27 protein-coding genes are annotated in these 23,392 nt (G+C 36.5%); 8 read left to right on the forward strand and 19 right to left on the reverse strand.

The window, feature by feature from the left end:
- Positions 1 to 131: 131 nt before the first annotated feature.
- The gene (locus ACN6MX_RS17885; protein WP_419960160.1) at positions 132 to 1,076 is read right to left on the reverse strand and encodes a dipeptidase; all 945 of its coding nucleotides are present in this window, start codon (positions 1,074 to 1,076) and stop codon (positions 132 to 134) included.
- Positions 1,077 to 1,109: 33 nt separating this feature from the next.
- Positions 1,110 to 1,610: a DinB family protein gene (locus ACN6MX_RS17890; protein WP_419960161.1), complete on the reverse strand. Its 501-nt coding sequence runs from the start codon at positions 1,608 to 1,610 to the stop codon at positions 1,110 to 1,112.
- Between the two features lie 141 nt (positions 1,611 to 1,751).
- Between ACN6MX_RS17890 and ACN6MX_RS17895 the strand changes: the two genes are divergently transcribed.
- Positions 1,752 to 2,126, forward strand: coding sequence for a nucleotide excision repair endonuclease (locus ACN6MX_RS17895; RefSeq protein ID WP_090566171.1), 375 nt, complete (start codon positions 1,752 to 1,754; stop codon positions 2,124 to 2,126).
- 241 nt (positions 2,127 to 2,367) lie between these two features.
- Here the strand turns inward: ACN6MX_RS17895 and ACN6MX_RS17900 are convergent, their stop codons facing one another.
- The 4 genes from ACN6MX_RS17900 to ACN6MX_RS17915 all read right to left on the reverse strand — a co-directional run bounded on the left by ACN6MX_RS17900 (position 2,368) and on the right by ACN6MX_RS17915 (position 4,958).
- Positions 2,368 to 3,360: an NAD(P)/FAD-dependent oxidoreductase gene (locus tag ACN6MX_RS17900; RefSeq protein WP_419960162.1), complete on the reverse strand. Its 993-nt coding sequence runs from the start codon at positions 3,358 to 3,360 to the stop codon at positions 2,368 to 2,370.
- Positions 3,361 to 3,423: 63 nt separating this feature from the next.
- Positions 3,424 to 3,813, reverse strand: coding sequence for a thiol-disulfide oxidoreductase DCC family protein (locus ACN6MX_RS17905; RefSeq protein WP_419960163.1), 390 nt, complete (start codon positions 3,811 to 3,813; stop codon positions 3,424 to 3,426).
- A gap of 160 nt (positions 3,814 to 3,973) precedes the next feature.
- Entirely contained in the window at positions 3,974 to 4,459 is a 486-nt protein-coding gene (locus ACN6MX_RS17910; protein ID WP_419960164.1) for a TraR/DksA C4-type zinc finger protein, read from the reverse strand.
- A 40-nt stretch (positions 4,460 to 4,499) separates the two neighbouring features.
- Complete coding sequence (locus ACN6MX_RS17915; RefSeq protein WP_419960165.1) at positions 4,500 to 4,958, reverse strand: DinB family protein; 459 nt, start codon at positions 4,956 to 4,958, stop codon at positions 4,500 to 4,502.
- An 84-nt stretch (positions 4,959 to 5,042) separates the two neighbouring features.
- Between ACN6MX_RS17915 and ACN6MX_RS17920 the strand changes: the two genes are divergently transcribed.
- The 3 genes from ACN6MX_RS17920 to ACN6MX_RS17930 all read left to right on the forward strand — a co-directional run bounded on the left by ACN6MX_RS17920 (position 5,043) and on the right by ACN6MX_RS17930 (position 6,943).
- Positions 5,043 to 5,669, forward strand: coding sequence for a YfbR-like 5'-deoxynucleotidase (locus tag ACN6MX_RS17920; protein WP_419960166.1), 627 nt, complete (start codon positions 5,043 to 5,045; stop codon positions 5,667 to 5,669).
- A gap of 75 nt (positions 5,670 to 5,744) precedes the next feature.
- Complete coding sequence (locus ACN6MX_RS17925) at positions 5,745 to 6,389, forward strand: GntR family transcriptional regulator (protein WP_419960167.1); 645 nt, start codon at positions 5,745 to 5,747, stop codon at positions 6,387 to 6,389.
- A 128-nt stretch (positions 6,390 to 6,517) separates the two neighbouring features.
- Positions 6,518 to 6,943 (forward strand): GNAT family N-acetyltransferase, encoded by a 426-nt coding sequence (locus ACN6MX_RS17930; protein WP_419960168.1) that lies wholly within the window; start codon positions 6,518 to 6,520, stop codon positions 6,941 to 6,943.
- A 106-nt stretch (positions 6,944 to 7,049) separates the two neighbouring features.
- Here ACN6MX_RS17930 and brnQ read toward each other — a convergent pair whose 3' ends face one another.
- From brnQ to ACN6MX_RS17970, 8 genes are all read right to left on the reverse strand, one after another.
- On the reverse strand, positions 7,050 to 8,405 hold the full coding sequence (brnQ, locus tag ACN6MX_RS17935; RefSeq protein ID WP_419960169.1) for a branched-chain amino acid transport system II carrier protein: 1,356 nt from the start codon (positions 8,403 to 8,405) through the stop codon (positions 7,050 to 7,052).
- A 1,110-nt stretch (positions 8,406 to 9,515) separates the two neighbouring features.
- A complete protein-coding gene (locus tag ACN6MX_RS17940) occupies positions 9,516 to 9,875 on the reverse strand; it encodes a Na+/H+ antiporter subunit G (protein ID WP_419960170.1) in 360 nt (119 codons plus the stop codon).
- Positions 9,853 to 10,137: a Na(+)/H(+) antiporter subunit F1 gene (locus ACN6MX_RS17945; RefSeq protein ID WP_419960171.1), complete on the reverse strand. Its 285-nt coding sequence runs from the start codon at positions 10,135 to 10,137 to the stop codon at positions 9,853 to 9,855. The genes ACN6MX_RS17940 and ACN6MX_RS17945 overlap by 23 nt, the downstream gene beginning before the upstream one ends.
- On the reverse strand, positions 10,137 to 10,619 hold the full coding sequence (locus tag ACN6MX_RS17950) for a Na+/H+ antiporter subunit E (RefSeq protein ID WP_419962660.1): 483 nt from the start codon (positions 10,617 to 10,619) through the stop codon (positions 10,137 to 10,139). The genes ACN6MX_RS17945 and ACN6MX_RS17950 overlap by 1 nt, the downstream gene beginning before the upstream one ends.
- A 17-nt stretch (positions 10,620 to 10,636) precedes the next feature.
- The gene (locus ACN6MX_RS17955) at positions 10,637 to 12,121 is read right to left on the reverse strand and encodes a Na+/H+ antiporter subunit D (RefSeq protein WP_419960172.1); all 1,485 of its coding nucleotides are present in this window, start codon (positions 12,119 to 12,121) and stop codon (positions 10,637 to 10,639) included.
- On the reverse strand, positions 12,114 to 12,452 hold the full coding sequence (locus tag ACN6MX_RS17960; protein WP_211895806.1) for a Na(+)/H(+) antiporter subunit C: 339 nt from the start codon (positions 12,450 to 12,452) through the stop codon (positions 12,114 to 12,116). The genes ACN6MX_RS17955 and ACN6MX_RS17960 overlap by 8 nt, the downstream gene beginning before the upstream one ends.
- 3 nt (positions 12,453 to 12,455) lie before the next feature.
- Positions 12,456 to 12,881 (reverse strand): Na(+)/H(+) antiporter subunit B, encoded by a 426-nt coding sequence (locus tag ACN6MX_RS17965; protein WP_419960173.1) that lies wholly within the window; start codon positions 12,879 to 12,881, stop codon positions 12,456 to 12,458.
- Complete coding sequence (locus tag ACN6MX_RS17970; protein ID WP_419960174.1) at positions 12,868 to 15,279, reverse strand: Na+/H+ antiporter subunit A; 2,412 nt, start codon at positions 15,277 to 15,279, stop codon at positions 12,868 to 12,870. The genes ACN6MX_RS17965 and ACN6MX_RS17970 overlap by 14 nt, the downstream gene beginning before the upstream one ends.
- Before the next feature lie 344 nt (positions 15,280 to 15,623).
- Here ACN6MX_RS17970 and ACN6MX_RS17975 point away from each other — a divergent pair, with 344 nt between their 5' ends.
- Positions 15,624 to 16,310, forward strand: a complete 687-nt coding sequence (locus ACN6MX_RS17975) for a histidine kinase (RefSeq protein ID WP_419960175.1) — start codon at positions 15,624 to 15,626, stop codon at positions 16,308 to 16,310.
- 111 nt (positions 16,311 to 16,421) lie between these two features.
- Here the strand turns inward: ACN6MX_RS17975 and ACN6MX_RS17980 are convergent, their stop codons facing one another.
- The gene (locus tag ACN6MX_RS17980) at positions 16,422 to 17,636 is read right to left on the reverse strand and encodes an MFS transporter (protein ID WP_419960176.1); all 1,215 of its coding nucleotides are present in this window, start codon (positions 17,634 to 17,636) and stop codon (positions 16,422 to 16,424) included.
- A gap of 145 nt (positions 17,637 to 17,781) precedes the next feature.
- Between ACN6MX_RS17980 and ACN6MX_RS17985 the strand changes: the two genes are divergently transcribed.
- Positions 17,782 to 18,489: a YetF domain-containing protein gene (locus ACN6MX_RS17985; protein ID WP_419960177.1), complete on the forward strand. Its 708-nt coding sequence runs from the start codon at positions 17,782 to 17,784 to the stop codon at positions 18,487 to 18,489.
- Positions 18,490 to 18,556: 67 nt separating this feature from the next.
- Here ACN6MX_RS17985 and ACN6MX_RS17990 read toward each other — a convergent pair whose 3' ends face one another.
- Both ACN6MX_RS17990 and nagZ read right to left on the reverse strand, forming a co-directional pair.
- Positions 18,557 to 19,333, reverse strand: coding sequence for an alpha/beta fold hydrolase (locus ACN6MX_RS17990; RefSeq protein WP_419960178.1), 777 nt, complete (start codon positions 19,331 to 19,333; stop codon positions 18,557 to 18,559).
- Between the two features lie 4 nt (positions 19,334 to 19,337).
- Positions 19,338 to 21,017 (reverse strand): beta-N-acetylhexosaminidase, encoded by a 1,680-nt coding sequence (gene nagZ / locus ACN6MX_RS17995; RefSeq protein WP_419960179.1) that lies wholly within the window; start codon positions 21,015 to 21,017, stop codon positions 19,338 to 19,340.
- 126 nt (positions 21,018 to 21,143) lie between these two features.
- Here nagZ and ACN6MX_RS18000 point away from each other — a divergent pair, with 126 nt between their 5' ends.
- Positions 21,144 to 21,299: a hypothetical protein gene (locus ACN6MX_RS18000; RefSeq protein WP_419960180.1), complete on the forward strand. Its 156-nt coding sequence runs from the start codon at positions 21,144 to 21,146 to the stop codon at positions 21,297 to 21,299.
- A 49-nt stretch (positions 21,300 to 21,348) separates the two neighbouring features.
- On the opposite strand, the gene ACN6MX_RS18005 is transcribed toward ACN6MX_RS18000, so the two are convergent.
- Together ACN6MX_RS18005 and ACN6MX_RS18010 are read right to left on the reverse strand one after the other, a co-directional pair.
- Entirely contained in the window at positions 21,349 to 21,843 is a 495-nt protein-coding gene (locus tag ACN6MX_RS18005) for a cupin domain-containing protein (protein WP_419960181.1), read from the reverse strand.
- A complete protein-coding gene (locus tag ACN6MX_RS18010; protein WP_419960182.1) occupies positions 21,840 to 22,430 on the reverse strand; it encodes a histidine phosphatase family protein in 591 nt (196 codons plus the stop codon). Before ACN6MX_RS18010 ends, ACN6MX_RS18005 begins: the two co-directional genes overlap by 4 nt.
- Before the next feature lie 115 nt (positions 22,431 to 22,545).
- On the opposite strand from ACN6MX_RS18010, the gene ACN6MX_RS18015 reads away from it, so the two are divergent.
- On the forward strand, positions 22,546 to 23,304 hold the full coding sequence (locus ACN6MX_RS18015; RefSeq protein WP_419960183.1) for a MerR family transcriptional regulator: 759 nt from the start codon (positions 22,546 to 22,548) through the stop codon (positions 23,302 to 23,304).
- The last annotated feature ends 88 nt before the right edge of the window (positions 23,305 to 23,392 follow it).

Below are 23,392 nucleotides of genomic sequence, written 5' to 3' on the forward strand. Positions count from 1 at the left end.
TATACGTTTTTTCATTTACCTAGTATAGCACACTCTTTACCCTCTTCGCGTCCACCATTCCGCTAAAATAACGAAACAAATAACAACTGCAATCACTACTGCAAAAAACCAATCTGGTAAGCCCCCCAAATTTATGCCTCCTTGCCAATTCGCATCACGAATCGTTCAAAATTCTGTGATGTGAATCCTTCGACTTCCTCCATTGTATAGCTTTCCAATAATTCTCTTACTATATTTTGTGTTTTGGATGCATCTTCCAAACCTAATACAAATTCACCGATCCCATCAAAGTCGGAACCTAATCCTATAAGGTGCTTACCACCAAGAGAAATGATATGTTCTATATGCTTCACCAAGTCCTGTATCTTTACGGACTGTTTTGTTTTACTTATAAATGGTGGATAATATACAACATGGATAGGACTATTTTTGGCAATTAGTGCTTTTATTTGATCGTCAGTTAAATTTCTGGTGGAGTCGCATAGAGCCTTTACATTGGAATGACTTGCCATCAGCCATTTTGCTTTAGGAAGAACATCCCAAAAAGATTGCTCACTCAAATGAGAAACATCCACAATTATATTTTGCTCGTTCAATAAAGAAACGACCTCTTCTCCAAATGGAGTTAACCCCGTACCAGATTCTTCGAAAGACCCATCCGCTACTTTGTTTGCCCCATTCCAAGTAAGACCGACTAATTTCACTCCATGAGATAGTAATAGCTTCAGCTTATGCATATCTCCATCTATCATATCAAGCCCTTCTAGTGATAAGACCGCCCCAATTTGTCCTTCATTCAGTGATCCAAGTTGCTCCCATTCATATATGGGGATAATATTGTCATCCTTTCCCACAATTTCTGTGTGGAAAAACTCAATTTGACGAATTGCCTCCAAGAATAACTGTTCCTTAGGAAAACCATCCGAAACAAATACTGCAAACACTTGAAGCGCAATTCCCCCAGCCTCCAACGCTTTCTTACTTGCTTGGAGTTTTGGAGAATCAGCAAATGAAATAGTATTCTCCGCCTTCGCTAATTTGTAAAGTACATCACAGTGTAAATCATAAACTTTCATCTTATCCTCCTAAAATCTTGAGCATTCCACTAATCACTCTGGTGCTTCTTCACCAAATGCCAGCCATTCGTCCCTCGATGGTCCGTACATTCCGGGAACTGGTAATCCTGCTTGTCGCATAAGTATCGTCATCTGCCCACGGTGATGTATTTGATGGGAGATTAAGGTTTGCAATACAGTCGCAACTGTCCATTGTTCTCCGTACATATCTTTTTCTTCTAAAAGGCTTTCATCTGTCCATTGTTCTTTTATAGCCTTAACAATAGAATCACTAGACTCTTTATAGGCTTCCACCATTTCTTTCGCTGTCAATGGCTGGGGTGTTTCATGTGGAGTTGCGGAAAATTGCAGTCCAGTTCTCCCTATCATTTCATCTATACTTGTAACGAGATGCCATGCAAGCTTTCCGAGGGTACGACCTTCTTCTGACACTCTTTGCTGTAATGACTCATCTGTCAAAGCTTCTAAAATTTTCAAAGTCGAATCACTTTCATGCTGCCAATCGGTTAAAAAATCTTCTAGGTTTCTAATCATGTTCATACCTCCAAATAGTATTATGTAATTAATTTCGTCACTTGTTTTAAATAATCCTGCTAATAGCAAAATACCTTTCGGATAGATATTGCAGTCCAGTTCTGATATAGTAAAGAATAGACAATAAGAGGACGTGAGCGAATGATTAAAATTGAATTACCTAAACCAACTGTAACCATCACACAGCGTGAACAAGTGCTTAAAGAAGGAGAAATAGAAATCCCAGCAATTCATGGATTTATCGACTTCCATCAAATCCCTCGTGATAAAGGCGGCATTTTCTTTTTCTACAATAAGAATGATGAACTTTTATTCGTAGGTAAAGCACGTAAAATTAGACAACGTATTAAAAAACACTTTGAAGACAATGTCTCACCGATGATTAAACATCGTGATGAAGTGTACAAAATCAGTGTTTGTATTGTAGAAGAGGCAATGGATCGCGAAATTTACGAAACATACGCTATCAATACCCAAAAAGCAAAATATAATATCGACAAAGCATTTTTTAGATAAGATGAAATCCCATGTCCTCGTACTCGAGGGCATGGGATTTTTTTCTGTCTAGCTTCAGGATTTAAGCAAAGGCAAAAGACGCCTTTACATGAAATCCTTCCAGCGCTTGTCGGAGGCCCACAGGAAGTGGGTCAGTCAGTCTTTGCGAAATGTTTTTTTATTTTGCGACGAGCTTTGCGCAGGAGCACCACGATGTCGCGAACTTAAACTGACTTCCAAAGCATCGGCGCTTGCACGTTTTTTATTTTACTTCTTCAAAAATACTTGTACTATGCTTTGGTTGTACACGTGCTTTCGGATCTAAGAATGCTTTAATATGGCTAATAGCAATAGGAACTTCTCCAAATCCTACGGCAATCAGTTTTACTTTCCCATCATGCGTACATACATCGCCAGCAGCATATATTCCTTCTACACTTGTTTCCATTTTTTCATTGACTACTACAGAATTCTTTTCCATTTCAAGACCCCATTCTTTTAGAGGACCAAGGGATGCAACATTTCCATAGTTCACTAAAACATGGTCTACTGGGATTCTTTCTTCTGTTTTATCTTTTCCAACAATCACGACTTCTTGAATTTTTTCACCATTACCAATTACTTCTTTTATTCCATAAGGTGTTTTGACTTGTACACCAGAGTTTTGAAGCTGCTGAATGGTCATTTCATGAGCAGTAAATTGCTCTCTGCGATGACAAATAGTCACGTTTGAAGCAACATCCTCTAACATTAAGGACCAGTCAAGTGCAGAATCTCCCCCACCTAATACAAGAACATCAGAATTTCTGAAAGCCTCTAAACTCTTTACATTGTAATGAAGGTTTTTCCCTTCATGCTCAGCAACTCCTGGAACATTTAACTTACGAGGTTGAAATGAGCCAATTCCAGAAGTAAGCAGAATCGTTTTGGAATAATGCACATTTTTATCCGTTGTTAGTGCAAAATAATCCGGCAGTTTCTTAAGCTCTATTGCTGTTTCCTCTAAGCAAATAGTCGGATTACTATAGGCAGCCTGCTCTTCTAAATTTGCTACTAAATCTTTTGCTAAAATTTTCGGAAGACCACCAATATCATAAATATATTTATCAGGATAGAGTTCCATCAATTGTCCGCCTAACTGTGGGAGGCTATCTATAATCTTCACTTTTAAATCACGTAATCCTCCATAAAACGAAGCAAACAGTCCTGTTGGACCACCACCAATAATCGTTACATCGTATAATTCACTATCCATTCTATTTCACCTCATACTATTTATATCTATATTATCTGATGCACAACATACAATGATACATTGTTACAGGAAACGATTTCGTATCTCAGGAGCTGGAATCATACAACTATCTTTTTTCCCAAACCATGCATAACGGTTTTTCGCTATAAATTTATATACTAGATTTCGTATAGGTTTAGGAATTATCATTAGCACATATAAAAGGCTCCAAAGCCCATTTAAATGTTTGCTAATATGGAGTGCAGCATCTGAGGAGTTATATACCTTATGTTGGTCAATAACTAATATACTATCCAAAGTGTCAGCTACAGCATACTTAGTCCTGAGCGTTACTCCGATATCACTTTGCTGTGCTGCAAATTGGAAATAGCCTTTTGGATCTCGTTTAATAATAAACTGCACACTTGCATCACAAAAATTGCATTCTCCATCAAACAAAATGATAGCTGGCATAGGATTCACTCCTTTCCCCTAGTGTACTACAATCACTTCTGAAAAGCGCTTAATCGGCATTCAATTATTTCACCTTATAGTTGAATGAATTTAATATTTCACTCTAAAACAAAAAAGGATGCCCGAAAGTCCATAAGAACTTATCGGACATCCTCTCTATTCACTGTTTATCTTGTGGCGTATCAGAAGAACCAACCTCTTCTAGTATCTCAAAGCTGTTGGAATAATCGCGAAGTCTATCATCTTCGTCCTCCACCGGCTGATCGGTAGTAGAATTTAAGAGCGACTCCTCTACCGGACGAATTTCTTCATTGACCTCTTGATGAGCATGTTCTACACATGTCAAAGCAGTAGGAACAGCTTCTAAACGAGCAAGTGGAATTTCTTTTCCACATTCCGTACATTTCCCGTATGTACCGTCTTCGATAGCCGCTAATGCTTTTTCTATATCTTCCATTTCCTCATCAAAATGTCTATTTAATGCAAGACGAGTATGCTTATCAGTTAAATCAGTCGCATTATCTGCAGGATGATTGTCATAGTTGGATAACTCAGTCGTTTCAAACTCTGCTTCATTTTGTTTTTGGTGTTCTAATTCTGCAAAACGCTTTTCTAATGTATTTTTAAATTTATCGTATTTTGTCATTTAAATTCCTCCTTGGGTTACTTAAAGGATTACCCAAAAATCAGCGAAATAAAACAACTTGCATATCTCTCTTTAATACAAGCAAATACGAATATAACTGCATACGATGGTGAACCAAGTGATTCATGATCTGAAGAAACCACTCTCCTGTACGATACTCACTCCCCCAGTAGGTTGTAAATTCCTTAGAGAGTGTTTCTTCCGTAAGTTGCTCTATATGCTTTATGACCTCCTGGATTCCTTCCAAAAGTTGTTCTTTAGCAGCTTGTATATTCACTGGTTTACTTTTCTCATAGTAGAGCTGCATTTGATCTGCTTTATATCCTTTACAAATAAGTAAATCTGCCTGAGGAATTTGTGCAAGATGCACACAAACCTCCCAAACAGTCATTTTATTTTCGATAGGATGTTTAGAAAGTACCTTTTCGTCTATATAATCAAATAACTGGGTTATTGTATCTGAGATATAAGTTAATTGGTTTATCATAGAGCGAATCATTTTATCTCACCTTCCATTCAGAGTGTTTTAATATGGTATTTTTTTGTTTTTCCAGTATGATTAATATTAAGGGAGTGTTTGTTAATGGGTATTCATAAATTTTTTATGAGCATGAACGATTTAGAAAGAATTATCCGATGTCCTGGACGTTTTAAATTTGAAGAGCATAATGTAGCAGCCCATTCTTGGAAAGTTTCTCAATACGCTATGTTTTTTGCAACACTAGAAGAGAATAATGGTGCAACTATCAATTGGAAATCGCTTTACGAAAAAACGATCAATCATGACTTTGCAGAAATCTTTATCGGCGACATAAAAACACCGGTTAAGCACGCATCACCTGAGCTTAAACAAATGCTAACTCATGTAGAAGAAAAAATGATGGAGAAGTTCATAATGGATGAGATCCCGAAAGAATTTCAGCCTGTATTTTTTGACCGGATGAAAGAAGGAAAAGACGATACTATTGAAGGCCGTTTACTTGAGTTAGCTGATAAATTGGATCAAGTATATGAAGCTTTTGCTGAATTACAACGTGGAAATACGGATATTGAATTTGTGAATATGTATGAAACGGCTTTAAGAAAAATTCTTCATATCCCATTAGAAACTAGTATAAACTATTTTAAAGAGGTTATTATGCAAGAAATTATGAAGGAACAATCTGTCATTGATGTGAAATCCATTACCGTACAATTACTAGTAGAATAAAATTTTTCCAATTTTATGCGATATATTGTATAATATTGTTGTACTATTAAGATAATTGAAGGGGGGAATCGTTTCATGCCTATTCCAGTTAATCATACTAAGCCTGTTCGTACAACCGCTAAGCTACATGCTTTCAACCAGCTACAACAATGGATTATAGATGGTACTTTACAACCAGACGAGAAGCTAAACGATATCGAACTTGCACAAGCTTTAGGGGTGAGTAGAACACCCATTCGAGAATCCTTACAACTTTTGGAATCTCAAGGCTTTGTAACGATGCAACCAGGAAGAGCAACACAAGTCACACCAGTAGAAAAAGAGGATATTAATAATCTCTTGCCACCATTGGCAGTATTGCAAGCGCTTGCAGCAGAGCTTGCTTGTCCTAATATGGATGAAGAAGCTCTCAGTCTATTGGAAGAAAAAAATAGAGAATTTTCCGAAGCTCTACAAGCAAAAGAATTTACTACGGCTCTAAGAGTAGATGAAGAGTTTCATCAACTCATTGTTGACACTGCCAGTAATCCATACATACATTCCATGGTAGAAATGCTTCAAGCACATGTACGTAGATTGTTCTATTATGAAAAAATTGTCTTACGAGAATATTCTGTTGAGCAACACGACAATCTAATTCGTGCATTCCGCGAAAAAAACATCAAGGAACTAGCAGAAATAATGCGCGCAAATTGGATCTATACAATAGAAGAATTTTAAGATACAAGAATAGTAATTTAAGAGGGAATGGAAAGAAGTGATCAAGTCGCTCTCTCCATTCCCTTTATTTTTGGTGCTATTATTAGTAACAGGGCAAAGATAATAATAAAATAGCTAGGAGAATTTGTATGAAAATAACGCAGCAATGGAATCAAGAGGACAGTGATTTTATTCGGAAGAAGGTAATTGAATACAATCTTGCAAAACTACTGGAGGATGTTAAACACCCAGTAAAAAATATTAGTTTTATACTTAGAAATGAGGATGAGATAATATTAGGTGGTATTACTGGCACAATTTTTTGGTATCACTTACATATAGATTTCTTATGGGTTGATGAATCTTTAAGAGGCAATGGATATGGCAAACAGCTATTAGATAATATAGAGCTATTAGCAAGAGAGAATAATTGTAACCTCATTCAACTGGATACATTTAGCTTTCAAGCACCAAACTTCTATCAAAAGTACGGTTATGACGTAGTTGGTGTAATAGAAGATCATCCTAATAAGAATAACCAACAGTATTACCTTACAAAAAGACTTACTTATTAAGCGATTAAGTAAATGATTAAATGCAACTTTTTTTGTCTTTGAAACAAAAAGGTGGCCAGGAAAGAGTTGTGTTATTCACAGCCTTCCAAGCCACCTTCTTTATTCATTAAACTGATTTTATTTCTGTTTTTTCAAATCTCGAAATGATTCCTGTTACAAGCGTTACTATTATAAATGGTATTAACCATCCTAAACCTACACTATAAAACGGTAATACGTTCTCATAAAAACTTACGATTGGCTGTAGCCAGCTATAATGCTCAATACCTAATGAATCACAAAGAGCCTTTAAGCCATCTATAATACTTATTAGGAACGTCACGAACATTACACTAACGTATACAACTCTTGCATGATTAAACAATGGTGATAAGAAGGTTAAGAATATCAATACAATCGCTAGTGGATATAATAACATTAATACTGGGATCGAATACGTAATAATATTAGATAATCCAAAGTTTGCAATAATACAAGTAAAAACACTAAAGAAGATGACAAATGCTTTATAACTAATCTTCGGCATTAATGTGTGGAAGTATTCTCCACATGCAGTAGTTAAACCGATACTTGTCGTCAGACAAGCTAAGAAGATGATAACGGATAAAAGTATTGCTCCGAATGACCCGAAATAATGTCCCGATGCAGCGCTTAATACAGGTCCACCATTGTCAAATAATCCAAATAGGTTCACACTAGTAGCCCCTAAGTAGGCAATTCCAGCATAAATTAAACCTAAAAACAAAATTGCGATCCCGCCTGATTTCGCTGTAGCAACTAAAATTCCCTTAGTAGATGTTACACCCATGGAACGGATTGCTTGAATTACGATAATACCAAATACTAAGGAAGCCAATGCATCCATCGTATTATAACCCTCCGTAAACCCAGTCATAAAGGCATTTGTTACATAGTTCCCCTGTGGTTCTTCAAAAACACCCATTGGCTTAATAATTACGAATAGTAATAAAAAGAATAATCCTATAATAATTCCTGGCGAAAGATACTTCCCGACATTATCTACCATTTTAGATGGATTCAAAGATAGCAATAACGTGAGTCCGAAGAAAATAATCGTAAATACTAACAAACCAAGTTGTGCATAATCTTGGTTCATAAATGGCAGAATTCCAATTTCAAATGAAACAGCACCTGTTCTCGGCAAAGCAAAAAATGGTCCTATTGTTAAGTAAAGTAGTGCGGTAAAGATTACCGCAAAGACAGGATGTACTCTACTAGAAAGCTCCTGTAAGTTTTTACTTCCCGAGAATCCCATCGCTAGGGTACCTAAAAAAGGCAACCCAATTCCTGTAAGTAAAAATCCAATGACTGCTATCCATACTTGTGTCCCCGCATTTTGTCCTAAACTAGCCGGAAAGATTAAATTCCCTGCTCCAAAAAATAATGCAAATAGCATAACTCCAATCACTAAATGATTAGAAAATGATAGTTTTGTCTTCATTTTATTGTTCCTCCTGTGTTATAAGAAATAATCATTTCTTGTGTTTTCTAGATGATTTGTTATGAATGCTATACAAATGATTGTTTCTAATCACGCCAGTATGCAATATATCAAAGTTGATAATACTATGAAAATGGGTAGAATGCAATATATTAGACGAAATTAATTGAACATTTCTTTTATTTACAAAAGTTAATTTTGCTAAATCGTCATATTTTCAACTAATAGTTTTGATCTTAAAATCCCTTGTACAGTATAGAATTTCTCATATTCCATCTGATTATTAAGTCTATCCTTCCTCAATAAGAATATGTAAAAATTAACAAATGCAACAACTAGGACTTATACATTGAATTCTTAATAAGTAAGAAAAACCGAGCAAAAAGGCGCCCAGTCCTTATAGTTCAAACCTGTTTCTAACGTTTTCGAAGGGCTTTGGACAAATTTGCCGCTATATTATTACCGATTATTTTAGAGAGATGTTGGTCATGACTGACGTCATGACCAACATCTCTTTTCTCGGTAATTTTATGGCGATTGTCCGTCCGCCTCCCTTCTACAACTTTAGGAACTAGTTTAGTGCCTTTTTATATAATGAAAGAAAAGATACTTCCAAATTCATAGAGTAAGCTCCCGAAGATACAATTTCGTTCGCTTTTTCACTTCTTTATTTAGTAAAAACTTACTATTTCTCTTTATTCCCACTAGTAAAAGAAAGTCTAATTCCTTTATTCATCATGAAATAATAGCATTCTCATTCAATTACTTTTACAAATGGCTTTATCTTTAAATAAAATTTGGCTAATTTTATAATCTAAGCGAAATGCTTTGCCAAATCTTATAGAGGAGTACTACTCATATAATTGATTTTCGTTTCAGGTGGCGACTTCGGCGTGATGAGTGAGACAGATGAGACGTCACATCGACGCGTTAGCGACAGTGATAGCTGATCGCTCCCCCCGCGAAAAGCGTCCACCTGAAACGAAAATCAGTGGTATTATTCATTCTTTCAAGTCCCATGAACCCAATTTTCACGGGACATTTTTATATATTTTCTTAAAAAAAGCTATACAACCGGAGAGCTTCTCCAATTGTATAGCTTTTCTTTTATTATTTATCATCTGGAAATAATACTTCCTTTAAAGCATCATCTGAGGAATTTTCAGTAAGCTCCACTTTCGAGCGATACGCTGCTCGCGTTAGCAAGTGCCCTGCGACAGGGGCAGTCAAAAATACAAATAATATACCTAGTATGAGACGCACACTTATAAAATTTTCACTTACCCAAAAATATATAAAGGCTCCAGATAGAGACAACAGTACTGCTACGGTTGAGCTTTTTGTAGCTGCATGTGAGCGTGTATAGACATCTGGAAGACGAATAATTCCGAAGGCACTAATCACGCTCATGACACTTCCTATAAAAATGATAATAACAGCAACGTACTCAATTATCTGACTTATAGTCAATAATAGTCCCCCTTTCAATATACTTGGAAATGGCAATTGTACTTATAAAAGCAAGGATACCAAGTATAAGAATAGCCTCTAAAAATGCCTTTGTTTTTAAGACAATCGAAATAATAGCAATCATTGATATGAGATTTACACCAATCATATCTAACGCTACAGCTCTATCCGGCATAGAAGGACCTTTAATGATACGAAAAAGAGCAATTGCAATAGATATAGCAAATAATGTTAAAGATACCAACAGTATTTTTTCAATCATTAGCGGGTCACCTCCATAATTGCTTTTTCAAATTTAGTAATCGACCGTAATACATCTGCCTTAGACTGCTCTATATCCATTGCATGAATATAAAACATATCCCCTTCTGGGTTCACTTCCATCACAACGGAACCTGGAGTCAACGTTAACAACATTGCTAGGGTGGTAATTTCCCAGTCTCCTTTAAGCTCTGTTTTATAAGTGAAAATTCCGGGCTTTAGATCCCAACGTGGATTTAATATTTGTTTACTGATTAAAAGACTCGACTGAGCTAATTCTGATATAAATATGAAAATCAGCTTAATAATGGAGAATAATCTTCTCAAATAAAACTGAGTCCCAAAAAATCGATGCATTAAGAAAATTATGAAGATCCCTACGATGAAACCACCAAAAAATGTTGTCATCTTCAGTTCATCTTCATCCTGTAATGTTGTCCACAAAAATGCGATGAATAGGTTTAGTAAAAATTGTGCAGGCATATTCCTCACCTCTCCCATCACTTATTTCCTCCCATTACTGCATCAATATATATGGAAGGATTAGATAGAGTATGAGCTGCGTCCGTTACATAGCTGGATATAAACTCTGCTCCAAGTCCTAATGAAATCGTTGCTATTCCCAACAAAACGATTGGAATAATCATTCCCATTTTCATCGGCTTTTCCTCTTCTAGACTAATAATAGTTTCCCCAAATATAGTATTTAAGAAAACCCGGAGAAGAGAATACAGCACAACAATACTGGAGATAAAAGCCAATGCTAGTAATATGTAAGAACCCGATTCAATAGCACCTTGTCCAACTAGTATTTTCCCTACAAATCCACTCAACGGCGGGATACCCGCCAATGAACAGGTAACTAGGAAGAACATCCATCCAAATAGAGGATAATTTCGGATTAGTCCACTCATTTCATCAATTTTTGATTTGCCAGTTAAGTAAATCATCGTACCTGCTAGTAAAAATAACATGGCTTTTGCAATCATGTCATGAATTACATAGTATATAGATCCTGCAATAGAAGTTTCAGTTCCTACAGCAAGACCGATCAATATAAACCCAACAGCTATTACCACATTATACGAAACGATTAACCGAACATCCTTAAAAGCAATGGCCCCTATACATCCAACAATTAATGTGATTCCCGCCATTATTCCGATCAATGTGTGGGATATTAATGGCTCGTGGTAGAATATGAGTGTAAATGTACGGAAAAGTGCGTATATCCCTACCTTTGTAAGTAATGCTCCAAACAACGCTGCAATCGCAGTAGGTGGCACAGAATAGGTTCCTGGAAGCCAAAAGAATAGCAACAATCCGGCTTTTAAACTAAATACTATTAAAAACAAAATGCTTATTGTAGTAAGTAAAGGACCTTGTCCTGCCTCCGATACTCTTTCTGATATATGCGCCATATTTAAAGTACCTACAGTACCATATAAATAGGCAAGCGCTACTAAGAAGAACCATGAAGCAAGAATATTAATCACTACATACTTTATCGATTCTCTCAGCTGTCGCTTGGTCCCTCCCAATGTAACTAATACATATGAAGCTAATAACATTACTTCAAAACAGACAAATAGGTTAAATAGATCTCCCGTTAAAAACGATCCATTCACTCCTGCAACTAAAAATAATACAAAAGGATAGAAGTACATTTTTTCATGTCTTTCTCCAATGGATGAAAACGCATGGATTAGACAGATAGCAGTAACTATACTGGCCGTAAGCACGAGTAACATCGCAAAGGAATCTGCTACAAACAGAATCCCAAATGGAGGCTCCCATCCACCAAAATCTAATCGTATAATTCCATCGGTCTGAACTTTATTTAAAATAAATATACTGATGGCGGCTATGCCAATCATTGTTATTAAACTAATGACACGCTGTAATTTCACATATGGTCGTAAAAACACCAATACAATCCCAACCATAATAGGAATAATTAACGGTAGTACAATTAAATTACTCATCTTTTGCCCCTCTCAATTCATCGAGATCATCCGTACCAACATCCTGATAAGTACGGTAGGCTAGTACAAGTATGAAGGCTGTTACTGCGAAGCTAATCACGATAGCAGTTAATATTAGTGCTTGCGGTAAAGCATCTGTATAAGGCGCATCTGCTTCCTTTAATAAGGGAACATTGCCTTGCTTTAAGTTCCCCATTGTTAATATGAGTAAATGGACTGCATGTGAAAATACAGCGGTTCCCAAAATTATTCGAATTATATTTCTAGAGAGGATTAGATACGTGGCAACAGCAACTAAAATCCCTATTAACATAATGATCAATGTTTCCATTAGTTATCCACCATCCTCACTTATGCTTAAAATAATCGTTACTAATACACCGACAACCGTTAAAGCTACACCGGCTTCAAATATAGTCACCGTCGTCAGTTCCGTTTCCCCAAAAATAGGCAAATCAAAATAGGCAAAGGTTTGAGACATGAATGGAACTCCAAACAATATGGACCCAAATCCTGTGGATGTAGCTAATAATACGCCAAACGCTGCAACATATTTAAAGTCTAACGGTAGACTCTTTTTGACCGTTTCGATGTCCGTAGACAAATATAGCAATACAATTGCGGATGCTAGAACTAGTCCACCGATAAATCCACCACCTGGTGTATTATGACCTGAAAGGAATAAGTACACACCAAATGTCAAAATGATAAATACAACAATCCTACTAATTGTACGGAGTATGACATCATTGATCTTCAATGTTTTCATCCTCCTTTTTTGGTCTTAGCTTAATCATTGAATACACACCTAAACCTGCTATAAATAGCACGACCACTTCAAGCATCGTATCAAAACCACGGAAATCACCCAATATAGCATTTACAATATTTGCTCCTCCAGCTAGTTCATAGGCATCTTCAAAGTAGCTAGAAATAGTATCAAATTGATTGAAATCTACTACTGATAATCCAACTAAAACAACTACCAATCCGACTGCTATCGATACTATTCCATTAACTATTTTTGTTCGTGATGGAAGCTTCTCCTTCTTCCAATCCGGTAAATGAGAAAAAGCTAACAGGAATAATGCGGTGGTTACAGATTCTACGACTAACTGGGTTAAAGCTAAATCCGGAGCCCGGAAAATGACAAAAAAGATGGCAATCGAATATCCTAATACCCCATTCAACAATGTCGCCGTCATACGAGATTTCGCAAATATCATCGACAATGCTGCAACCGCCATAATGGCAACTAAACACACTTCGTAAACTCTGACAAATGCATTTGTTGAAATATCAAACGAAAACGCTCTTGAATAGAACAAATACCCACCTACGACCAATACAAAGAACACAAAAATATATATTAAATAATGTCGTAAAAGTCCATTCATATAGCGATTAGTTACTATATTGGATTTACTAACTGAGGACGCTAATAAATTGTTATAGAGTCCATTAAACGTGAATCGAGGAGAAAATAATCCATAAATCGGTTTCCATAATTTAAGAAGCCTAAATAGAATAGCACCTATTAAAATAACCCCTATAGTCATGAGTAATTCTGAATTTATTCCATGCCAAGCTGAGATTTTTGGCGCTAATTCCGTAGCATCTCCAAAAGTTGGATAAATACTACTCATTGCTGGTTGCAATATATATTGACCTAATAGATTTGGAAAGAAGAATATGCCTACAACTAAAGCTGCAAGAATCATTGGAGATATTAACATTCCAATTGGGGCTTCATGAATAGGTTTATCCAATTTCTCTGGCTGAGGCTTACCAAGAAATGCTTTAAAAACGATAATCATACAGTAAATAAATGTAAAGACACTAGCGATCCAAGCTACAATTGGAAAGATAATCCCGAACGACGGTAAAGAAAAAATATCTACTTCCATAATATGTACAGTCGCTGCAAAGAACATTTCCTTACTTAGAAATCCATTGAACGGTGGTAACCCAGCCATCGATAAACTTCCTATTACAGCAACCGTAAATGTAAATGGCATGAGTGTCATTAATCCACCCAGTCTTCGAACATCCCTTGTTCCTAACTCATGATCGAGAATTCCAACGACCATAAACAATGCACCTTTAAAGGTTGAATGATTAATCAAGTGAAATAAAGCGGCAAATGTTGCTTGTGTATAAATAACTGAGTCAGCTGAATAGCCAAACTGCAATGCTATCGATCCTAAACCAAGCAAGCTCATGATAAGCCCTAGCTGACTAATAGTTGAAAAAGCCAGCAATGCTTTTAGATCTGTTTGCTTGACAGCATTAAAGGAACCCCAAAATAGTGTAATCATTCCGACTATACTTACTACCCAAAACCATACTTCATCAGCACCAAAAACTGGCGTGAACCGCGCCACCAAATATATACCGGCCTTCACCATCGTTGCCGAATGTAAATAAGCACTTACAGGGGTTGGAGCCTCCATAGCATCCGGAAGCCAAATATGGAAAGGAAATTGTGCTGACTTCGTAAATGCTCCTAGCAATATTAAAATCATCGCAGGTATGAACAAAGCGTGGTCGCTAAACTCAGTCACACTAGTAATTATTTCTCGAATACTAAAAGAACCAGTCATCGTATGCAACATGATAAAGCCAACTAACATAGCAATTCCGCCACTTACAGTTATGAGCATCGCTTTTTGTGCACCCTGTCTAGAGGCTTGTCGATGATTCCAAAAGGCGATTAACAGGAATGAAGAAACACTCGTTAATTCCCAAAAAACATATAACACCATTAAGTTATCAGAAAAAACAACTCCAAGCATGGCACCCATAAATAATAATAAATAACAATAAAAATGCTGTAAGGATTCTTTAGATGAAAGATAAAATATGGAATATAAAATAACTAATGCTCCAACGCCTGTGATTAATAGAGCAAAGATCATACTTAGACCATCTAAATATGTCGTGAAGTTAAAATCTAATGTGGGAATCCATTCATATGTATGGACATAAGTTTTACCACCTGCTACCGAGGGAATTAGCCTAGCAAGTATGACAAACAAAACAAAAGGTACAATCAATACAAACCAACCGAGGTGAGTCTTCTTAAATCGCCTGTATGAAAATGGCAGGAGTGCAGCAACTATAAACGGGATTAATATAACTAAATTTATGGAAAACAAATTTTAACCTCCTATTGGTTAAGTAAGAATGAGAAATGGCGATCATAAGGTAGAAATATATTTTTAAGTATAGACTTGACTAACCTAGCAACTAGTAGCATAATAGGATTCCATATGAGACCCTTCAAAATACATTAGATTTTAGGATATATAACTTGCTTGTGTTATCACCAAGTGCATATTATGTATGATATGGAAGTAGTTATACTACACTACATGCATTTAATAATTATACATGAATGTAAGGAACAACGCACTTTTGGTGTTTTGAAGTATATAATTATTCAACTTAAAAATTACACGGAAAATAGATAGAGGAAAACAAAAAAGAGGTGTGTATTACCGTGAAACGCGTAAAAGGTCGAATGGATGAGAGTATACTTGTCTGCGTATACTACGGACCAAATGGAGAGCGACTTATTAGAAGAGGACATAAAATGGCAAGCATGCTAGATTGTCCACTATATATACTGACAGTTGATCCACTACCATATGATGCATTCGATGCTGAGAAATCTGGTTATATTGAACAGTGGAAGGATTTAGCGGAAGAGTTGGATGTTGAAGAGTTTATCATTCGTGATAATGAAAAACGTCCTTCTCCAAAGGTGATTAAAGAAGTGGCCCATGGTTTAAATATAACTCAAATTATTATAGGACAAACTGCACAAAGCAGATGGGAAGAAATAACAAAGGGGTCCTTCATGAATGTCTTATTAAAAGAAATTCCTTTCGTGGACTTCCATGTTGTTTCGGTTGCTCGTTACATTAAAGATGAGGAAGATGGCATTTTCGAAAAAGGAGTCCGTGCTTATTTGGTGGCAGACGGTGATTCTTATAAAGTTTCCTTCACTTGTGCGAGGAATATGTGCCAAGAAGGTATTTTCTTTAAAGAAATTGGTACAGACTTTGATAATGGCATTTTCAAATTTATGCATAACAATAAAATGCATCAGGTTCATATACAAGAAAATCTTGTTACTGATCCAACTCAGGTTCCCGATGGTTGTAGTTTAAAAAGCATAAGATAGAAAAAAGGAGACTCTTAGAGTTTCCTTTTTTATTGTTACTTATTAAATCATTTATACAACCTACACCATAACTATGTAAATAGCAGTAATACAATGACCACTCGCTTTTCATTAGTTTGACATGGTTATTTTTCGATCCTTGGGTAGTGCCAAAGCGACTAATCCTATTATTGGTAACGTCGAAACGACAATCATGGTTGTATAAACACCTACAAAATCCATTAATATTCCGATCACCACTGCTCCTATTGCTCCCATTCCAAATGCTAGACCGACAGTTAACCCAGCCATCGTACCTATTTTACTTGGTACAAGCTCTTGCGCGTATACAACAGTTACTGAGAAGCTTAGCATGATGAAAAAACCTATCGCAATTAGCAACAATATAATAGCCCAAACGGGTACGTATGGAAGTACGAGACTTAATGGGATTGGAACTGCCATCGACAATACAATGACATTCCTTCTTCCCATTCGGTCCGCCATAGGCCCACCAAAAAATGTTCCTACTGCTCCGAGTGCCAAGAAGATAAAAATAATTAACTGCCCTTCTTTAATAGTCAGACCATAGTTCTCCATCAAATGAAAAATATAAAAATTAGTCATATTGGTAACATAAAATGAGCGAGCGAAAATTAACACCATCAAAAGAGTTAAAGCTACACCGACTTGTTTTTTAGTTAGAGCTGGGAGTGAAGAAAGAAGCGTTCTCTTTCTTTTGGAAAGCTTCTCCGCTTCCAACTGTTTTTTATACCATGCAGAAATCTTCGATAATAGGAATATTCCCACTGCAGCAACAACTAAAAAAAGGGCTGCTCCTCTTTGACCCAAAGGTACTAATATAAATGCACTTATAAGCGGCGCAAGGGCTTGTCCAGAATTTCCTCCCACTTGATAAATAGATTGTGACAGACCTCGTTTAGAACCCGCTGCCATAAAGGACACCCGCGAGCCTTCTGGGTGAAATACAGCAGAACCCACTCCTAAAAATATCACTGATACGAGGATCATCCAATACTCTGGCGCAAGGGCTAATCCCGCCATCCCAACGAAGGAACTCAACATTCCAAGCGGTAAAGCATAAGGCATAGGTTTTTTATCACTTATAAATCCTACAATCGGCTGTAGAACTGATGCAACAATATTTAATGCAAATGAGATTAGTCCTAACTGGGTAAATGTAAGACCTAATTCCGACTCTAGTACAGGAAACATCGCAGGAATTACCGCTTGCAATGTATCATTAAATAGATGACAAACCCCTATTGCAAACATGATCGGATATACAGGATTACCCATCTTGTGACTGGAATTCAATTTGGACATATATTCACATTCTTTCTATTTTGTACACGATTAAAGATATTATAGCGTAGTTTTGATAAATTATTTAAGAAACAGTAGAATAACTGCAAAATTCTTGGGAACATTAATCATTACGTCGACAATGAAGTGAGGCTATAAGAGACATATGGATAACTTTTTCGAACTGAACTTTTGGGAAATGATGTTGAGGACTACTATATCCTTTTTAGTGTTACTTATTTTAGCAAGGTTATTAGGGAAGAAACAACTAAGTCAACTCACTTTTTTCCACTACATAACCGGCATATCGATCGGGTCTATTTCAGCAGAAATTGCCTCTCAAAAGGAAACACCTTTTATGGATGGGTTGGTTGCACTTATTTGGTGGACAGTCCTCACTTTATTAATGAGTTATTTATCATTAAAATCCCCTAAAATCCGAACGTGGATTGATGACGAACCTACCATTATCATTAAAGATGGTGAAATAAGTACGAAGTCTTTAAAATCATCACGTTTACATATGGACGATTTATTAATGATGCTAAGAGAGCAATCTATTTTTTCCATCCAGGATGTACATTATGCTGTTTTGGAAACAAATGGGGAACTAAGCGTTATGAAAAAGGTTGGGATGCAGGAAGCCACTAAACAGGATGTAAAGGTTCCTCTAACCCTCCCGTTATTTATGCCCTCTGAAATAATTTCAGACGGTAAAATAGTCAAAAAAAATCTAGATGAATTAGATTTAACCGAAGACTGGGTCATGAAGAAACTGAGAAAACATGGAGTAGATTCAGTTAGTGATGTGTTTTATGCACAATTACAAACAAACGGCTCGTTGCATATTAGCTTAAGAAAAAACGGGATTTAAGAAGTAAGCACTGTAAACTAAAGGAGTGACAACAGGTGACATAATCATTTGTTGTCACTCCTTCTATTTATACTTGTTTTAAATAAGTTAGCATGGCATTACCCAGTTCTTCTGGTGCCTCATACATACTCATATGACCTGCATCCTTTATGACGACTTGTGTGATGTTTTCTCCACTTGCTGTAAAAGTCTTGTCAGGTGGAATAAGTTGGTCACTTTCGCCAGCTATTAATAGTACAGGTAGCTTAGTATTTGCTAAAACTTCAGTACGATCCTTTCTTTCTCTCATCGCATTAAGTGCATTTTTTGCTCCCCCCGCGGGAGTTCCGTAGCCGATATTTTTTACATCCTTAAGAGACTGTTTAAGGCTTTCTACATTGCCTGGAGCAAATAGCTTCGGAACAAGGCCGTCAATGAAAGAATCGATTCCATCTTTATCTATTTTATCCGCAGAAGCAATTCTTCCTTCCTTCGCTTCTTCTGAATCAGAAAATCCTGTGGAATGAATTAACGAGAAGCCATTTAAATATTGACTATAACTTTCTGCGAAGGCCAGTGTAATATATCCTCCTAATGAATGACCGAACATCGTTAACTTCTCTATTTTTAATTCCTCTAAGAAGTCCTTTATATCTAATGCGTATTGATCTATTTCCTGCACGCTATCGTGTCCTTTAGATTCTCCATGTCCAGGGAGATCAATCGCAATTACTCTATAGCTTTCAGAAAGCTTAGGTATTATATTATTCCAATAGTCGGAGCTTCCACAAAATCCGTGAATAAGTATAAGTGTTTCTCCTTGACCTTCCTCTTTATAAACAATATTAGAATTAGTAGTTTTCATTAAGTCATCTCCCTAAAGTTTCATTAATTGATCGGTTCAACTCTTGTATGTTTACCCCATCTAGTTGTTTATTACTCAGATTATATTTCTTTTTAATAGCGAGAATTCGTTTTACGCTTTCATCGATTCTTTGTTCCGTAATTTCTCCAGTTTCTATCGCATGGAGTATTGCCTCTTTCGTCTTTTTTATATTGGCGTAGTCATGTGCTACTAACACAATGTCATTCCCTGCTTTTACTGCAGATACCGCTGCTTCACTAATTTCAAATGTATTTAAGATTGCTTTCATCGTCATGTCATCTGTTATGATAATGCCTTCATAATCAAGTTGTTCCCTCAATACATCGGTAATAATTTTCTCGGATATGGAAGCCGGATATATAGAATCTATTTTCGGTAGCAAAATATGACCTATCATAACTACCTCTGCACCATGCTCTATCGCTCGTGTAAAAGGTATTAGCTCGAGTGTTTGCAAGTCCTTTAAGCTCTTTTGAATTATTGGAAGCTCTTTATGTGAATCCACAGCAGTATCGCCATGTCCCGGGAAATGCTTTACAACTGAGATGACCTGTTCACTTTGAATACCATCCATTGTTTGTAAACCTAACTCACTTACTATTTGCGCATCAGTTCCAAAGGCTCGGTCTCCAATAATCGGGTTGTCCGGATTGCTATTTATATCAAGAACTGGAGCAAAATCTAAGTTAAAGCCAAATGCACTTAATTCTTTTCCTAATAGTTTTCCGATATTATAAGAAAGCGATGCGTCATTTCGCTTCCCTAGTTCTTCGTTTGTCGGTAGCTTTGTTAACTCTGGAAGCCTTGAAATCCTCCCACCTTCTTCATCGACCCCTAAAAATAGCGGGACTTTATTCTTACTATTTTCTTCTCTTATCGAATTTAATAAGGTAACAGATTGTTTGGCATTCTTTAAATTGTCCTTGAATAAAATAATACCGCCGACTTGATCAGTTGAAATAATTTTCTTTGTTTCATTTGTCATGACCTTTCCTTTTATCCCCGCAAATATCATTTGCCCGACTTTTTCTTCTAGGCTTAAATCGGATAAAGAGACTGCTTCTTCAAATTCCGTGAAGACGGAAATGTGATGAACTGTTGGATTTGGCTCCTCTTCCGTTGGTTTAGGCATTATCCATTTCAATTGAATATCCTTTGTGACGTCATAAATAAGTATCGTTTGATTTACTTGATCATCCTCATAGCTTCTAATCTCATCTGGTTCTCCTTTGATGGATTTGATATCCTCGAGATGGATTTGTTGAATTTCAGGTGAGCTGGAGCGTATATCAAAAACAACTTCAGCTCGATGACCGACTGTAGCATCGTTTGATGGAAATTCTTCATAAATGGCACTAGCATTCTCACTTTTTTGCTCTGGAGATCCCCATAGTTCATGTACTTTTTGAATGGTGGTTTCTCCTACGATAAAAGGCGAGTTAATCGTTTGTCCTTGTTCCGATAGTTCAAACAAGAGGGATACAAAGGACTCCGTATCTGAAGACACTTCTATTGGCACTCCGTCCTGTACATATCCATCTTCCTTAGGTTCTTTGAGCATTACAATTATGGCAATTACTAAAAATAATAGAAGAAGTATTACTACTTTCTTCGTCATCATAAAACCTCCAAACAAATAATGATGAGCTTCAACTACTTCCATAAGACTAACCAATATCCCATTAATTTAACTAAAATATAAAACGTTATATTTGATATATTTTTACTTCTCAAATATAGTACTAGGTGAACTTTGATATTATAAAAACGAATGAAAAGAGGAAAAGTTATGTCTAACAAAGACGCTTTGATATGCGATATAGAAACTGGAATTTGCGGACCAGCAGGAGAAGGTAATTCTGTTATAGAGCTAATTGACCTAACTAGCCTATCTCCAAAAAAGGTTTCCGATTCAACAGATGAGCAAGCAGAAACAAATAAATAAATTAGTTAACACGCCCTTCGGTAATAAATACTGAAGGGCGTTTCCTACATTATTCAAGCTCTGGCAATGTTTCATAAGCCATTTTATAAATAATTTCTTTATGCGAAGGATACTTATGTAACAGTTCATTTTGCGTAAAAAGTTCAAAATCCTCGTATTCAAATCCTGGTGCTACCATACATCCGACGAGTGAAAATGCTCTATTGTCTATAACGGATGATCCAAAAATAGTATTTTTGGGTACCAGTACTTGAGGAACTTCTCCGTTTTCTAAATCTAATCCAAGCTTATGTTCAATATAGTTTCCTTCTTCATCAATTACGTGTATTAAAAGTGGGCTACCGTCATGAAAATACCATAGCTCATCCGATTTCAAACGATGAAAATGAGATACATCCCCAGCACCTAATAGAAAATAGATACTCGTGTACAATTTACGATTACCGTCGTGGTTCTGGGAAGAATAACTATTTTGAAAATACCCACCTTCTGGATGAGACTCTAACCCTAAATGCTTTATATAGTAAGTAGCATCCCTCATCATTTTACCTCCTTCACTTCTAAGTGCTTCATACAGTTAAATAAATGACAAATATTTTCATGATCCTTAAGTTCCACAATCGTCACGGAAGTGTTGCCGATATCGCGAGAAAATTCTCCTTCTGGAACAAGTGCATATAATAATCTACTGATGAAGCCGCCATGACTCACTACGAGTACTCGTTTGCCCGGGTATTTTTGTTTTATTTCTTCTATAAAGGACATCCCACGCGAAATAATAACATCTTCCGGCTCAAAGCCAATATCCTGATTTCTCCAATCAGGCCCCCACTTAGCAACCCGTTCATCTTCTGTCGTTCCTTCTATTATACCCCCACCAATTTCACCTAGACGCTTGTCTAGGAAAAGGTCTACTCCTGGAAGCTTTGCTGCTATAATCTCAGCTGTTTTCTTCGCACGAATTAGAGGACTTGTATAGATGAGATCCCATTCCTCACCTTGTATTCTGTCGGCTGCACGCTCCGCCATTTGAATTCCTTCTTCATCTAAAGGTACATCAGTGTTTCCCTGTGCTCTCCCTTCTTTGTTCCACGCTGTGACACCATGTCTTACAAATCCTATCGTTGTCATGTAATTTCCCCCTTACTTATTCTTTCATTATAATCAAAGTAAAATAATTGAACAATAATCCCTTGACCTTCACGCTACGTAAAGGTTTAAGCTGAATATAAGAGGAGGCGAGAAAGTGGAATACACGGTACAAAAGCTTGCGCAGCTTGCTGGCATCAGTACAAGGACATTACGGTATTACGATGAGATCGGACTATTAAAACCTGCACGTACCAATTCATCTGGGTATCGTATATACGGTTCTACTGAAGTAGATCAACTTCAGCAAATACTATTTTACCGCGAACTTGGGGTGAACTTAGACAGCATAAAAGAAATCATGACTTCCCCAACATTCGATGGAAGCCAGGCTCTTCGAGATCATCGTGAAAAATTACTTGAGAAACGAGCGCAACTAGATGCACTTATCAACAATGTGGATAAATCAATTAAGCAAACAGAAAGGAAGATTAGCATGACAGACAAAGAAAAATTTGAAGGTTTTAAACAAAAGCTTGTGGATGACAATGAGAAGAAATACGGAAAAGAAATTCGAGAAAAATATGGTGATGATGCTGTAAATAACTCCAATGCAAAAGTAAAGGGTATGACAAATGAGCAATATGAGGAAATACAAAAATTAGAAGAGCAACTATTTATTAATTTAAAAACTGCTATGGATACTGGAGATCCTGCCGGAGAATTGGCTCAAAAAGCAGCAGATTTGCATAAACAATGGCTTTGCTTTTACTGGGATCAATACTCCAAAGAGGCGCATGCTGGTCTTGCAGAAATGTACGTGGCTGACGAACGCTTTACTGCTTATTACGATAAAGTACAATTAGGTGCAACTGAATTTTTACGAGATGCGATTGTTATATACACAAAAAACTAGGAGACTTATGTCTCCTAGTTTTTTAATACATTCTCAATTATGAGGATATCCTTTTTACATTTCAGTGACTTTTAGCGGTTTTCCTTCT

The sequence above is a fragment of the Psychrobacillus sp. BM2 genome (assembly GCF_048572895.1).
GTDB lineage: Bacteria > Bacillota > Bacilli > Bacillales_A > Planococcaceae > Psychrobacillus.